The following is a 12,626-nucleotide window of genomic DNA, read 5'->3' as shown; positions in this document are numbered from 1 at the left end:
TCCTTCTGAAACTAAGGCTCCGTGCGGCCTGCATCGGCGCGCGCGGTGGAATCTGGGTGGGAGTTGGCGGGGCCAGTACCAGCGGGCGCCACACCGATCGAAGCGGCAGCCAACAATTGACGCGCTGCCGTGCTGGCGGCCAACTGGCCGGACTGCACCGCCGTGGTCAGCTGCGGCAAGAGTGCCTGCACTGCGGGGTTGGCATGGAACGCGTGCTTGAGGCCTGCGTCGATGCGCTCCCACATCCAGGCCTGGGCTTGGCCCTGGCGGCGTGCTGCCATCTGGCCGTTGTCGGTTTGCAGCGTCTTAAAGCGTGTGACCACATCCCAAAACCCTTCCAAACCTTGCGCGTGCAAAGCACTGACTTGCAGCACCTGGGGCTGCCAATGCGCCTCGGTGTGTAGCGCGTGCGGGTCACCGACAAAGCCCATCAAACGCAGGCTGGACGTGATCTGCGCCTGGGCGCGCAGCGCGGCGTCGGCGTCGATGTCGGCTTTGTTGATGAGTACCAAATCGGCCAGCTCCATCACGCCCTTTTTGATGGCCTGCAAATCGTCGCCTGCATTGGGCAACTGCATGAGCACAAACATGTCGGTCATGTGCGCCACCGCAATCTCGCTTTGGCCTACGCCCACGGTTTCGACAATCACCATGTCGTAACCCGCTGCCTCGCACACCAGCATGGCCTCGCGCGTCTTCTCGGCCACGCCACCCAGGTTGCCACTGGACGGGCTCGGGCGGATGTAGGCCTGCGGGTGCACCGAGAGCTTTTCCATGCGCGTCTTGTCGCCCAGAATCGAACCGCCCGACACCGTGCTGCTGGGGTCCACCGCCAACACCGCGACGCGGTGGCCTTTGTCAATCAGGTACAGACCCAGCGCCTCAATCAACGTGCTCTTGCCCACACCCGGCACGCCGCTGAGCCCCAGGCGAAACGATTTCCCCGTGTGCGGCAACAAGTCCGTGAGCAAACCATCGGCTTGCGCACGGTGGTCCGCACGGGTGGACTCCAGCAAGGTGATGGCTTTGGCGATGGCGCGGCGCTGCTCGCTTGCCAACTCCTTACCAAGCACCTGCTCCAACAACCCCGTTCGTCCTGAGCCTGTCGAAGGACCTACCGCAGAAAGATGCTCCACGCCCGGCGCCTGCTCCAACAACCCCGTTCGTCCTGAGCCTGTCGAAGGACCTGCAATGCGGGGCTCTGTCTTTGGTGCAGATTTGGACTGGGCCAACTCCCGCATCCGATCCCAATCGCCGGCGATCAATGCCTCCTTCTTCAGTCTCGACCATCCCTTCACTTGGCGCTCGAACGCCAGCGCAGCGTCTCGGGTCTCGAACTCGCCCCGCCATACCAGTTCCACCGGCTTTCGGGTCGCGGTGTATCCAATCTCACCCACCGCGTGCTGGCGCAAGCGCGCTTCCAAATCATCGGTCTGCCCGATGTAGTAGGACGCATCGGAGCAGCGAAGCATATAAACAACGAACGGCTTCATCTAGTCGCCTCGTTGCTTCCATGAAGTGCGCTTGTCATGCAGCCCAGCCCCGTTCACTGAATCTTCTCAGGCGCGAGACGCTGCTGTGCGCTGTTGCTATTCGCCGTACCCCATACCAGGTTGACGGGCGTAGCGCATGGCGCAGCTTCGACAAGCTCAGCGCGAACGGGTGTGGAGAGGAGCGCTGCGGCGGGCATGGGTGGTGGGCTTCGACAAGCTCAGCTCGAACGGGTTTGGCGAGGGACGCTGCGGCGGGCATGGGCGGCGGGCATAGATGGTGGGGCGCTTGCGAAACCAATCAGCGGAGCGCCTTCTCTATCTGACTGAGCACATCCCGCGCACTCACCGGTATCGGCGTCCCGGGCCCGTAAATGCCTTTGACGCCGGCGGCGTACAAAAAGTCGTAGTCCTGGCGCGGCACCACGCCGCCTACGAAAACGATGATGTCGTCGGCGCCCTGCTTTTTCAGCTCGGCAATGATGGCGGGCACCAGCGTCTTGTGGCCCGCGGCCAAGGTCGATACGCCCACAGCGTGGACGTCGTTCTCGATGGCCTGGCGGGCACATTCTTCGGGGGTTTGGAACAGCGGACCCATGTCCACATCAAAGCCCAGGTCGGCAAAGGCGGTGGCCACCACCTTGGCGCCGCGGTCGTGGCCATCTTGGCCGAGTTTGCTGATCATCACGCGCGGGCGGCGACCTTGCTTTTCGGCGAAGGTGGCGATGTCGGCTTTGAGTGCGTTCCAGTACTCCATGGTGTCCCCTTGCGTGGCGCTGTCGTAGGCCGCGGCATACACACCGCTGACTTTGTGGGTGTCGGCGCGGTGGCGGCCAAAGGCTTTCTCCAGTGCGTCGCTGACCTCGCCCACGGTGGCGCGCAGGCGCATGGCCTGGATGGACAAGTCGAGCAAATTGCCCTCGCCCGATTCGGCGGCTGCACTCAGTGCCGCCAGTGCCGCCTGCACCTGGGCCGCATGACGACCAGCGCGCACCGCTTTGAGGCGGGCGATCTGGCCCTTGCGCACCGCCACGTTGTCGATGTCACGCGCCTCAATGGAGTCTTCAGTTTTGCGCTTGTACTTGTTCACGCCCACGATCACGTCTTTGCCGCTGTCGATGCGCGCCTGCTTCTCGGCGGCGGCAGCTTCGATCTTGAGTTTGGCCCAGCCGCTGTCCACCGCCTTGACCATGCCGCCCATGGCTTCCACCTCTTCGATGATCTTCCACGCCGCATCGGCCATGTCTTGGGTGAGCTTTTCCATCATGTAGCTGCCGGCCCAGGGGTCGATCACGCTGGTGATGTGGGTCTCTTCCTGGAGAATGAGCTGGGTGTTGCGGGCAATGCGCGCGCTGAACTCGGTGGGCAACGCAATGGCTTCATCAAAGCTGTTGGTGTGCAGACTTTGGGTGCCACCAAAGACGGCCGCCATGGCCTCGATGGTGGTGCGCACCACGTTGTTGTAGGGGTCTTGCTCGGTGAGCGACCATCCGCTGGTTTGGCAGTGGGTGCGCAGCATCAGGCTCTTGGGCGATTGGGCACCGAAGCCCTTCATGATGCGGCACCACAGCAAGCGCGCCGCGCGCATCTTGGCCACCTCCAGGTAGAAATTCATGCCAATGGCCCAAAAGAAAGATAAGCGCCCAGCGAACTCGTCCACATCCAGCCCGGTGGCAATGGCGGTCTTCACATACTCCTTGCCATCGGCCAGGGTGAACGCGAGTTCCAGCGCTTGGTTGGCGCCGGCCTCTTGCATGTGGTAACCCGAAATGCTGATCGAGTTGAACTTGGGCATATGTTTGGCGGTGTAACCAATGATGTCGCCGATGATGCGCATGCTCGGCGCTGGCGGGTAGATGTAGGTGTTGCGCACCATGAACTCTTTCAGAATGTCGTTCTGAATCGTTCCCGACAACTGGTCCTGCGACACGCCCTGCTCTTCTGCGGCCACCACATAACCAGCCAGCACCGGCAGCACGGCGCCGTTCATGGTCATGGACACCGACACCTTGCCCAGTGGAATCTGGTCGAACAAGATCTTCATGTCTTCCACGCTGTCGATGGCCACACCGGCTTTGCCTACGTCGCCAGTGACACGCGGGTGGTCGCTGTCGTAGCCGCGGTGGGTGGCCAAATCGAAGGCCACCGACACACCCTGTGCGCCACCGGTCAGCGCCTGGCGGTAAAACGCGTTGGACTCTTCGGCAGTAGAGAAGCCGGCGTACTGGCGAATCGTCCAGGGCCGTACCGCGTACATCGTGGCCTGCGGGCCGCGCAAGTAGGGCTCAAAGCCCGGCAAGGTGTCGGCGTGCGGCAGTGCTGCGGTGTCTGCTGCGGTGTACAGCGGCTTGACGGTGATGCCGTCCGGGGTGGTCCAGTTCAACGCATCGACCTTGCCACCGGGGGCCGATTTGGCGGCCGCCTGTTGCCAATCGGTCAGGGTGGCGGGCTTGAATTCGGGGGTCTGATCGGTCATGGATGGGTGCTTCCGAGTTAGGCGCGACGAGTGTACATTATTCATAATTATTCATTCAGAATCTGGGTTGAAGCTTACAATTTGCAGCACCTATGTCCGCCTTGCTATCCGAAATCCGCCCCAGCCTCTCGCCCCGCGCGCTCTATGTGGAAGTCGCCGAACTGCTGCGTCAGCGCATTTTTCAGCGCACCCTGGAGCCGGGCAGTTGGATCGATGAACTCAAGATTGCCGAAGAGTACGGCATCAGCCGCACCCCTTTGCGCGAAGCACTGAAAGTGCTGGCCGCCGAGGGCCTGGTGACCATGAAAGTGCGCCGGGGCGCCTACGTCACCGAGGTCTCCACCCAAGACCTGCGCGACGTGTACCACCTGCTCAGCCTGTTGGAAAGCGACGCCGCGGGCGTGGTCGCCACCACCGCCAGCGACGCCGAACTGGCCGAGCTGCAAGCGCTGCACACCCAACTGGAAGCCGCCGCCCAAGCGGACGCCGCCGGAGCCGCCAACACCGACCGGTTCTTCGCCATCAACGAACAGTTCCACATGCGCCTGCTGTCCATTGCCAGCAACCGCTGGCGCGACCAAATGGTGGCCGACCTGCGCAAGGTGATGAAACTCAACCGCCACCACTCGCTGCTCAAGACTGGGCGCATTGCAGAGTCATTGGCCGAGCACCGGGCCATCCTGGACGCGCTGTTGGCGAGGGATGCAGAGCGCACGCAGCGGTGCATGCGGGCGCATTTTGCAAATGGGTTGGAGGCGGCGGAGTAGGTCCACGCACGGTTTGCTTCGCAGAGCTACACCGCAAGTTCCGCCCCGCATTTCGCCACCCACCAAAGCATTCCACCCCCGCATCTCTGACACTCCTCCCACTACCATGTCGAGGAGCCTCCATGACCATCACCTGCTTCATCCGCTACGAAATCGACCCCTTCCAGAGAAACCAGTTCGCAGCCTATGCCAACAACTGGGCCCGCATCATTCCCCGTCTAGGCGGGCATTTGCTGGGCTACTTTGCACCGCATGAGGGAAGCAACTATGAGGCTTGGGGGCTGATCTCTTTCTCTAGCTTGGCGGCGTACGAGGCCTACCGCCAGCGTCTGCGTGTAGACGACGAGGCCCAAGCCAACTTTGCCTTTGCGCAGCGCGAGCGTTTCATCCTGAAGGAAGAGCGCACCTTCCCCCAGCCGGTGCACGACAGCTACCTGCGGGCCCCCACCGGCTACATTGAAGCCGCATGAAACCCCCACCATCGGCCCCACCATCAGCCACACCCTACGAGCCCAGGCTGGCCAGTGTCGCCGCCGTGATTGCCGATTCCACGCGTGCGCGCATGCTCAGCTACCTGCTGGCGGGCGACTACGCCAGCGCGGGCGAGTTGGCGCGGGCCGCGTCCGTCACGCCAGCCACAGCCAGCGGGCATTTGGGCAAGCTGATGGCGGCCGAGCTGCTGGTGTGCGAGCAGCGCGGGCGGCACCGCTACTACAAGTTGGCCGACGATGAAGTGGCCCACGCACTGGAGGCAGTGGCGCTGATCGCCGAGCGCCGCACCCACACCGCCGGTTGGGCCAACCCCACGCGCCAGCGGCTGCGCTTTGCCCGCTGCTGCTACGGGCACCTGGCAGGCCAACTGGGCGTGGAGCTGTTTTCGCAACTGCTGTCCAAAGAGTGGCTCGCGCCCGTCAGCGATGGCTACCTGCTCACCGCCCAGGGAATGGCGGGGCTGGACGCGCTGGGATGTGCGGTGAATGGCATGGACCAAGCCAAGCTGTCCGCAGCACACCGCGTAGCCTACCGCTGCCTGGACTGGTCCGAGCGCCGCGACCACATGGCGGGCAAGCTACCCAAAGCGCTGCTGGCGCACTGCCTGCAACAAGGCTGGCTGCGCCGCCATAACGGCGAACGCGCGTTGGACGTAACTCCGCTGGGACGCCAGTACTTGGCGGCCCTGCTGCCCTCGGTCAACGCGCTGTGATGCGCAAAGGAAATTCGCCGGTTTGGGTTGCCACACGACACCACTGAAACCCAGCCTGCACCGGGAAACGACGCGCATCACCCTTGCCATCCCACACCATTCCCTGCCATCCCCTTCCATCAGGGTTTTTCCGGGGATTATTTGCACCGCTCCGACCTCGGCGTAAATTTGTGGGAACGACAACACAGGAGCGCGTGATGCCCAGAGCAAAGAAGACATGGGGTGACAAGATGCTGGCCAAGCCGCCGCACCATGTCATCTTGGACAAAGATTTTGCGGGTGTGCCCAAGGGGGCCAGGCTGTACATCTCGTCGCCGATGGAGGTCGCGGCAGAACTCAAGACCATCCCGGCGGGAACCACGCTGTCGGTGCAGGCGTTTCGGCGCCGGCTGGCCGAGAAAAACGGCTGTGACGCGGCGTGCCCGGTGTCCACCTCCATTTTTCTCAGAATCGTCGCGGAGCACAGCTGGGAGGAGTTCAACCGGACTGGCAGTGTGCAGCCCCTCGCCCCGTTCTGGCGGGTGGTGGAGCCGGGATCGCCGATGGCGAAAAAGCTCAGCTTTGACGCCGCCTGGATTGCACTACAGAGGGAGCTGGAAGCGCGCTAAGGTTTCCCGAAAGGCGATGGCAGTGGCGGGCGCCGCCGCCGATGGCCAGCTTATCACCCGCCTGTTCATCGGACCGCCAAAAAAGGATCCAACAGCGCCACAAAGCCGGCCAGATCCTCAAAGTACGGCAGCGCGCCGCCCGGCACGGTGTGGAAGTGCCAGTTGGCACGACCCTGCACCGTGCTGCGCCCGATGTAGTTGGTGAAGTCGCCGCGCGTGGCCATGGAGACCCACACGGGGCACTGAAGCGCCTCATACATCGCGTTGACGTCTTTGCTGAACAAGTGCGCCGACAAAAAGTACAGCGGGGCGTAGCGGGCACCCGGTTGGCGAGTGGTCAGCACGTCGTAGTGCCATAGTGCCTCATCAATTTTTTTGGCGCCCCAGCTGCGCTGCAAAAAGTAGCGGATCACCCCCGGCCGGGTCAGACCCCGGTACAGCGCATCGCTCCACCAGGGGTGCGACAAAAAGCGGTGCAGGCCCTCCAGCCCCAAGGTGCTTTGCGGTGGTCCGTAGCGGCGGGGTTGGCCATTGAAGCCGGTGGGGCTCACCAAGGCCAAGCGGCCTACGCGCTGCGGCTGTTCTAGCTGCGCACGCACCGCGAACTCGCAGCCCAAGGACAACGCCACCACATCAAAGGCTTGCGCGCCATGCCGCTGCGCCATGATCTGCAGACAGGCCAGCAGCGCGTCGGTCATCAGGCGCGGTGTGTAAGGCCGGTCCGACCGGTCTGACAGGCCAAAGCCAGGCAGGTCCAGCGCGTGCACAGCGCGCGTTTGGCGGTAGTGCGCAAACAGGGGCGCCATCTCAGCAGCGGTTCCGGCGGCGTTAACGCTGTGTACCAAGAGCAGCGGCGGGAAGTTCAAACCCACTGGCGTGCGTGCCTGCATGCCTTGCACCTGCGAGCCCGGCACATGCCGGCCCACGGGGTCAGGCCCAGCGTGGTACAGCGCCACGGGCCCCGCTGCAGTTGGCAACTGGGTCCACTCGGCGGGCAAGGGCAAAGGCAAAGCGGGCGCAGCATCTGCGCGCAGGGGGCCGGAAGGAGATGGGGGGTTCGCCATGCGAGCAGCCCCTCAGGCCAGAACGTCTGCAGAAGATGCCGAAGCCCAAGCGGCCACCGGCGCCGCATCGGACGCAGCCGCATGGGCCAGCAGCATCACCTCGCGGGCCGGGAGGTGTTTGAGCCGGTGGTCGCTCCAGACCTGGCGCCAACGGCGCGCGCCGGGTTGGCCATGGCGCAGGCCCAGCATGTGGCGGGCAATGGGGTACCAAGCCGTGCCGTGCTGGATGGCTTCGCGCTCCATGTACTCCACCATCTGCTCCTCCACCCATTCGCGGGTGAGCGCCGACGGCGGCGCACCAAAAAACGTGGCATCCCAATCGGCAAGCCACCACGGGTTGTGGTACGCCTCGCGGCCAACCATCACGCCATCGACATGCTGCAAATGCGCGTGCACCTGCTCGGTGGTGGTGATGCCTCCGTTGATGGCCACCGTCAGCGCCGGGAAGTCCTTTTTCAGCTGGTACACCAGCTCGTAGCGCAGCGGCGGGATCTCGCGGTTTTCCTTGGGGCTTAAGCCCTGCAGCCAAGCGTTGCGCGCATGCACGATGAAAGTCTTGCAACCCGCCTGGGCCACAGTGCCCACAAAGTCCCGCACAAAGGCGTAGCTCTCATTGCGGTCAATGCCGATGCGGTGCTTGACGGTGACCGGCACCGACACCGCATCGACCATGGCCTTGACGCAGTCGGCCACCAGCGGCGCCTCGGCCATCAGGCAGGCACCAAATGCGCCACGCTGCACCCGCTCGGACGGGCAGCCGCAGTTGATGTTGATTTCGTCGTATCCCCAGGCCTCGCCCAGCTTGGCGCAGGCCGCCAGATCGGTGGGTTCGCTTCCCCCCAGTTGCAAGGCCAACGGGTGTTCTTCCGCATCAAAGCGCAGGTGGCGCGGCACGTCCCCGTGCAGCAAAGCCCCGGTGGTCACCATCTCGGTGTAGAGCAAGGCATGGTGAGATAGCAAGCGGTGGAAGTAGCGGCAGTGGCGGTCGGTCCAGTCCATCATCGGCGCCACGCTGATGCGATTTCTCGTCTGAGCAGCAGCTTTACCAATGGTGGCGGTGGGCTTTTCGCTTGTTGGATTCACCTTGTTTTAGCTGCTTTTTCGTTGATTTCGTTTGGCTGGTGCTACATTGAGTGCTACAAAAACTTCATGTAGCACCGCCATGGGCTCGATTGTCTCACGCAAGCGCAAGGACGGCACCGTTGGCCACACGGCCCAGATCCGCATCAAGCACGCTGGCAAGGTGGTGTTCACCGAGTCACAGACGTTTGATCGCAAGCCCGCTGCGCAGGCCTGGCTGAAAAAGCGCGAGACCGAGCTGGCCCAGCCTGGCGCGCTGACCCAGCCCAAAGACCCGCAGCTCAAGGACGTGATCGACCAGTACAACCAGGAGAACCAAAAAGCGCACGGGAAAACCAAGACGCAGGTGCTCGACACCATCAAGGCCGCCGACATCGGCAGCTTGCGCTGCTCCGAGATCACAAGCCAGGCGCTGGTGAAGTTTGCTCAGTCGATCGATGCGCAGCCGTCCACACGGGGCAACTACATCTCACACCTGGCGTCGATATTCAGCGTGGCCAAGCCAGCGTGGGGCTACCCGCTGGACAAACAAGCCATGGACGATGCGCGGGTGGTACTCGACAAGATGGGGCTGATTGGCAGATCCAGGCAACGCACCCGCCGCCCTACCCTGGACGAACTCGACCGGCTAATGGATCACTTCAGCGTCACCGAGCGCAAAGGCAGCAGCCGCAAAACGATGATCCCAATGACGCGGCTGGTTGCCTTTGCCATCTTCAGCACACGCCGGCAGGAAGAGATCTGCCGCATGCTGGCCAAAGACCTGGACGCCGCCAACATGGAGATCACAGTGCGGGACATGAAGAACCCGGGCGAAAAAATCGGCAACGACGTGCGCACCACCCTGACGCCCGAGGCGCTGCAGCTCATCACGCAGCAGTCGGCCAAAGACGGGGTGATCTGGCCGTACAACAGCCAGTCGGTCAGCACCGCATTCACGCGCACGTGCGTACTGTTGGGCATCGACGACCTGCACTTCCATGACCTAAGGCACGAAGGGATCAGCCGCCTGTTTGAGCTGGGCTGGACCATACCCAGGGTGGCCTGCGTGTCAGGCCACCGGTCGTGGACCAGCCTCAAGCGGTACACCCACCTGCGCCAGGTGGGCGACAAATACAAGGATTGGCCGTGGCTGGCCAGGCTTGGAATTGAGGTCGCGGCCGCAGACACAGACGCAAAAAAGCCCCCCCACCCCGTGAGGGGTGGGGGGGCATAGGGCGACGTTTAGATCACGGTGCAGACGTGCGCACTGCCTGCACATACGCCTGGAGTGCTACAACTTTTCCCGCCAATCGGTCAGCCTCTTGAGCCATTGCTCCAAGAGCGCCTGCACACTGGCCGAGTAGCTCGCGCTCAAGTCCTCCGGTTCCATGATCTGTGCCGGCGGCGGAGGTGGCACCACCACCAGCGGGGGCGGCGGCGAGCTCGACGCGCAGGCGCTCAAGAGCACCGCCAGCAGCAGCAGCGTCAGCAGCCGCGCGACGTTGGTTTTCCACATAAGCTTTCTCCAAGGTTGCGACCTGTGCGGTTTTAGTTTCGACGTAACGCAGGGCCGCACGGCTGCGCTGCAGATCCTCGGCGGTTCGCTCGGCAGTCACGACCGCGCCGCCGAGGTGGTAGGCCTTCCAGTGACTCGCGGCCAGAACCAGCAACAGCGCGCCAATGGCCCAGGTGCGGGGGTTGAAGAGGGCAGCCAGCGCACTCATGACAGCCTCACGATGCCAGGCTGCGCGCCACGGTCGGTGATGGTGAGCACGCGGTTGATCGACTTCTCGGGTGCGTGGGTGCTGACGTGCACCCACTGCTTGCCGCCAATGCCTTCCAGGATGAGCTGGCCAATGCCCAAGACACTCACCAACGGTGCCAGCATGGTGGCCACATCGGATGCCGTGCCGTAGCGGGGTGCAAGGATGTCGGCGGCATGGCCCTGGGTGTGGTCGGAGCTGGTGACGCCGCCCACAGCGCGGTTGAGCTGTGGCGAGCGGTAGCCACTGGTGACCGTGATTGGCACGTTGAGGGTGCTGCGGATGCGTTCAAGCATCTCGGCCAGAAGGATCAGGCGAGGCAGCAGCTCCGGCGCCGGTGTGTTGTCCAGGCCTAGGGCGCGCGCTTTGTTGCTGGCAGTCAGCTCGGCAAGGGTGAAGTGGGGGGAGAGTTGCATGGTGCTAGCCTTCTTTGACGCGCGTGCGCACGATGAGCACTGCAAAGCCCGCCAGCACGCAGGTCTCTGCCAGTGACGGAGCTTGGTGAAACAGGAACTGCGACAGGCCCGGATGCACGCCAATGGCGGTCAGGAAAGGGGACACCAAGGCCCCTCCCCCGCCGACTGCCAGCAAAGCCCAGGCCAGCGCTTTGAGGCCAGCTACCAGGCGCGCGTGCGATGTAAGGCCCGGCGCAAACGGCGCAGTGCGCTCCAACTTGTTGAGGGCCTCGGCCAGAACAATGAAGCCCGCGACCCAGTGCAGCAGTTGCAGTGTTGTGCTCATGGTGCGCTCCCATCATTCGATGCAGGGGGCACCCCGAACTTTGCGATCAGAATGAGCAACACCCGCTGCGCACCGCCACCAACACCAAACGCGGCACTGAGTAGCAGCGCGTCAGGAAGGCTAGCCAGCAGCAGCGCGAGCGGCGTCAGGTAGCCCGCCGTCACGCTGCTGGCCACGGCCACGAACATGCGCTTGAAAGTAGTGCGCACCAGGTGCTGCCATGTGTCACCCGCGCTGGGCACGCTGTTGAGCAGGATGATGGCGACCAGGCTTCCAAAAAAGCCTGCAATGAGCACGTCAGCACGCAACCCCAGGTTGACCCCAAAGGCTGTGAGCATCGGCACTGATAGACCAGCCGCTGCATACGTGGCGGCGGCCGCTGCAGTGGTGGAGGTGGGTTCTGGCATGAAAGTCCTCTGGGGGTTTTTAGGCGCAAAAAAGGCCGCTGGTTAGCGGCCTGTGTTTTGAAGTAGACGCGGGTTCAGCCGCTCTTTGCCCGCAGCTCTTTGATTTCAGCTTCTACGGCCGCAAACTTCTTTTGCACTTGCTTGGCCGCTTCGCCACCCAAAATAAACTCGCGCAGTTGGCGATGAGTTATTGGGTTTTGGGTTTCGAGTTGCTGGATTTTCTCGACCGGGTTGATCAGTTTCTGGTCAATCTTAATCATGGATTCGCTCTTTCAAAACGGGTTGCAAAGTTTCGTCCCAAGCCACAACGTCAACATTCGAGCCAGCGCCGTAGTTAGCACCCGTGCCATCGGTCAAATCGACCTCGTCAACAGTCCAGGCGTTGCGCTGACTGCGGTCGGTCGGCACCTGGTCCGCGTCGATGATTTTGAAAGGCTTGCCAGCAGGCACATCCTTGAGAGCAACGGCCAAGATGTATTCATCGTAGGTTTCGTCACGGTAGACCGCTGGCGTTACTAGCTCTTGCGCATCATGCTCAGGCATGTCGTCAGTCGCGGGCACAGTGACTGTGCGGTAGACCGCTTCACTCACCAGAATCTGCCGCTTGTCGCCAAAGCACGGGCGCACAATTGCGACCACGCCGTTGTCTTGTTTGTAAACAATTACTTTGTTCATGGTCTTACCTGAAAATCTGGACACACACGTAAGGCACGTCAGCGGCACCAACGCCAACTTGATGTACCCCAAACCGAAAACTACCCACTGCTGGCGCGCTTGTTGTTTGCTGCAATAAAAATCCGCTCGATAACGTGGAGTTATTTCCAGCATTGCCGCCAAATGAATAGTTTGGATCTGGCATAGCCGTGGTGAAGTTGAGTGAATATTCACCCACTCCATGGTCAGTAATAGACGTTGCGTTGCCACCGGCCCGGATAGCTACAGTACCAGTGCCGTTAAAGTTCACCCACGCACGACAGTCAAAACTATCCATCAAAGCACCGCCGCCAGTGGTGCGTGTTTGCTGTTGCCCGTTGTTTTTAATGA

At 62.6% G+C, this 12,626-nt stretch carries 16 protein-coding genes and 1 pseudogene; 5 read left to right on the top strand and 12 right to left on the bottom strand.

Annotation, left to right across the window (positions count from 1 at the left end; genetic code table 11):
• Positions 1 to 11: 11 nt before the first annotated feature.
• From meaB to scpA, 3 genes and pseudogenes are all read right to left on the bottom strand, one after another.
• Entirely contained in the window at positions 12 to 1,085 is a 1,074-nt protein-coding gene (meaB, locus tag ACILRC_RS10270) for a methylmalonyl Co-A mutase-associated GTPase MeaB (RefSeq protein WP_395669354.1), read from the bottom strand.
• A 198-nt stretch (positions 1,086 to 1,283) separates the two neighbouring features.
• Positions 1,284 to 1,472 (bottom strand): annotated as a pseudogene (locus ACILRC_RS10265) (GIY-YIG nuclease family protein); the annotation flags it as partial.
• A gap of 319 nt (positions 1,473 to 1,791) precedes the next feature.
• Complete coding sequence (gene scpA / locus ACILRC_RS10260) at positions 1,792 to 3,966, bottom strand: methylmalonyl-CoA mutase (protein WP_395669272.1); 2,175 nt, start codon at positions 3,964 to 3,966, stop codon at positions 1,792 to 1,794.
• A 92-nt stretch (positions 3,967 to 4,058) separates the two neighbouring features.
• Here scpA and ACILRC_RS10255 point away from each other — a divergent pair, with 92 nt between their 5' ends.
• The 4 genes from ACILRC_RS10255 to ACILRC_RS10240 all read left to right on the top strand — a co-directional run bounded on the left by ACILRC_RS10255 (position 4,059) and on the right by ACILRC_RS10240 (position 6,545).
• A complete protein-coding gene (locus tag ACILRC_RS10255; protein WP_395669271.1) occupies positions 4,059 to 4,733 on the top strand; it encodes a GntR family transcriptional regulator in 675 nt (224 codons plus the stop codon).
• Between the two features lie 122 nt (positions 4,734 to 4,855).
• A complete protein-coding gene (locus tag ACILRC_RS10250) occupies positions 4,856 to 5,203 on the top strand; it encodes an NIPSNAP family protein (RefSeq protein WP_395669270.1) in 348 nt (115 codons plus the stop codon).
• On the top strand, positions 5,200 to 5,937 hold the full coding sequence (locus tag ACILRC_RS10245; protein ID WP_395669269.1) for an ArsR/SmtB family transcription factor: 738 nt from the start codon (positions 5,200 to 5,202) through the stop codon (positions 5,935 to 5,937). Before ACILRC_RS10250 ends, ACILRC_RS10245 begins: the two co-directional genes overlap by 4 nt.
• A 197-nt stretch (positions 5,938 to 6,134) precedes the next feature.
• Entirely contained in the window at positions 6,135 to 6,545 is a 411-nt protein-coding gene (locus tag ACILRC_RS10240; RefSeq protein ID WP_395669268.1) for a hypothetical protein, read from the top strand.
• Positions 6,546 to 6,610: 65 nt separating this feature from the next.
• Here the strand turns inward: ACILRC_RS10240 and ACILRC_RS10235 are convergent, their stop codons facing one another.
• On the bottom strand, positions 6,611 to 7,609 hold the full coding sequence (locus ACILRC_RS10235; protein ID WP_395669267.1) for an alpha/beta fold hydrolase: 999 nt from the start codon (positions 7,607 to 7,609) through the stop codon (positions 6,611 to 6,613).
• A 12-nt stretch (positions 7,610 to 7,621) separates the two neighbouring features.
• Positions 7,622 to 8,659: a tRNA dihydrouridine(20/20a) synthase DusA gene (gene dusA / locus ACILRC_RS10230; protein ID WP_395669353.1), complete on the bottom strand. Its 1,038-nt coding sequence runs from the start codon at positions 8,657 to 8,659 to the stop codon at positions 7,622 to 7,624.
• A 112-nt stretch (positions 8,660 to 8,771) separates the two neighbouring features.
• On the opposite strand from dusA, the gene ACILRC_RS10225 reads away from it, so the two are divergent.
• Positions 8,772 to 9,905: a tyrosine-type recombinase/integrase gene (locus ACILRC_RS10225; protein ID WP_395669266.1), complete on the top strand. Its 1,134-nt coding sequence runs from the start codon at positions 8,772 to 8,774 to the stop codon at positions 9,903 to 9,905.
• 57 nt (positions 9,906 to 9,962) lie between these two features.
• On the opposite strand, the gene ACILRC_RS10220 is transcribed toward ACILRC_RS10225, so the two are convergent.
• The 7 genes from ACILRC_RS10220 to ACILRC_RS10190 all read right to left on the bottom strand — a co-directional run.
• On the bottom strand, positions 9,963 to 10,187 hold the full coding sequence (locus ACILRC_RS10220; protein WP_395669265.1) for a hypothetical protein: 225 nt from the start codon (positions 10,185 to 10,187) through the stop codon (positions 9,963 to 9,965).
• A gap of 204 nt (positions 10,188 to 10,391) precedes the next feature.
• The gene (locus tag ACILRC_RS10215; RefSeq protein WP_395669264.1) at positions 10,392 to 10,850 is read right to left on the bottom strand and encodes a D-Ala-D-Ala carboxypeptidase family metallohydrolase; all 459 of its coding nucleotides are present in this window, start codon (positions 10,848 to 10,850) and stop codon (positions 10,392 to 10,394) included.
• Between the two features lie 4 nt (positions 10,851 to 10,854).
• Positions 10,855 to 11,175, bottom strand: a complete 321-nt coding sequence (locus tag ACILRC_RS10210; RefSeq protein ID WP_395669263.1) for a hypothetical protein — start codon at positions 11,173 to 11,175, stop codon at positions 10,855 to 10,857.
• A complete protein-coding gene (locus tag ACILRC_RS10205) occupies positions 11,172 to 11,582 on the bottom strand; it encodes a hypothetical protein (RefSeq protein WP_395669262.1) in 411 nt (136 codons plus the stop codon). The genes ACILRC_RS10210 and ACILRC_RS10205 overlap by 4 nt, the downstream gene beginning before the upstream one ends.
• 74 nt (positions 11,583 to 11,656) lie before the next feature.
• Positions 11,657 to 11,842 carry a hypothetical protein gene (locus ACILRC_RS10200; protein WP_395669261.1) on the bottom strand — a complete coding sequence of 62 codons (186 nt, stop codon included), beginning with the start codon at positions 11,840 to 11,842 and terminating at the stop codon, positions 11,657 to 11,659.
• Entirely contained in the window at positions 11,835 to 12,257 is a 423-nt protein-coding gene (locus ACILRC_RS10195) for a hypothetical protein (RefSeq protein ID WP_395669260.1), read from the bottom strand. The genes ACILRC_RS10200 and ACILRC_RS10195 overlap by 8 nt, the downstream gene beginning before the upstream one ends.
• 4 nt (positions 12,258 to 12,261) lie before the next feature.
• Positions 12,262 to 12,626, bottom strand: a 365-nt coding sequence (locus ACILRC_RS10190; RefSeq protein ID WP_395669259.1) for a hypothetical protein, incomplete at its 5' end; no start/stop codon positions are given.

The organism is Rhodoferax sp., from assembly GCF_044236835.1.
Lineage (GTDB): Bacteria > Pseudomonadota > Gammaproteobacteria > Burkholderiales > Burkholderiaceae_C > Allorhodoferax.
Note: the sequence above shows the minus strand (reverse complement) of the source record. Positions and strands in the feature narration are given on the sequence as shown.

Coding starts and splice junctions, on each gene's coding strand:
- scpA (WP_395669272.1), bottom strand. CDS start 3,966: ATGACCGATCAGACCCCCGAATTCAAGCCCGCCACCCTGACCGATTGG.
- ACILRC_RS10255 (WP_395669271.1), top strand. CDS start 4,059: ATGTCCGCCTTGCTATCCGAAATCCGCCCCAGCCTCTCGCCCCGCGCG.
- ACILRC_RS10250 (WP_395669270.1), top strand. CDS start 4,856: ATGACCATCACCTGCTTCATCCGCTACGAAATCGACCCCTTCCAGAGA.
- ACILRC_RS10245 (WP_395669269.1), top strand. CDS start 5,200: ATGAAACCCCCACCATCGGCCCCACCATCAGCCACACCCTACGAGCCC.
- ACILRC_RS10240 (WP_395669268.1), top strand. CDS start 6,135: ATGCCCAGAGCAAAGAAGACATGGGGTGACAAGATGCTGGCCAAGCCG.
- ACILRC_RS10235 (WP_395669267.1), bottom strand. CDS start 7,609: ATGGCGAACCCCCCATCTCCTTCCGGCCCCCTGCGCGCAGATGCTGCG.
- ACILRC_RS10225 (WP_395669266.1), top strand. CDS start 8,772: ATGGGCTCGATTGTCTCACGCAAGCGCAAGGACGGCACCGTTGGCCAC.
- ACILRC_RS10220 (WP_395669265.1), bottom strand. CDS start 10,187: ATGTGGAAAACCAACGTCGCGCGGCTGCTGACGCTGCTGCTGCTGGCG.
- ACILRC_RS10215 (WP_395669264.1), bottom strand. CDS start 10,850: ATGCAACTCTCCCCCCACTTCACCCTTGCCGAGCTGACTGCCAGCAAC.
- ACILRC_RS10210 (WP_395669263.1), bottom strand. CDS start 11,175: ATGAGCACAACACTGCAACTGCTGCACTGGGTCGCGGGCTTCATTGTT.
- ACILRC_RS10205 (WP_395669262.1), bottom strand. CDS start 11,582: ATGCCAGAACCCACCTCCACCACTGCAGCGGCCGCCGCCACGTATGCA.
- ACILRC_RS10200 (WP_395669261.1), bottom strand. CDS start 11,842: ATGATTAAGATTGACCAGAAACTGATCAACCCGGTCGAGAAAATCCAG.
- ACILRC_RS10195 (WP_395669260.1), bottom strand. CDS start 12,257: ATGAACAAAGTAATTGTTTACAAACAAGACAACGGCGTGGTCGCAATT.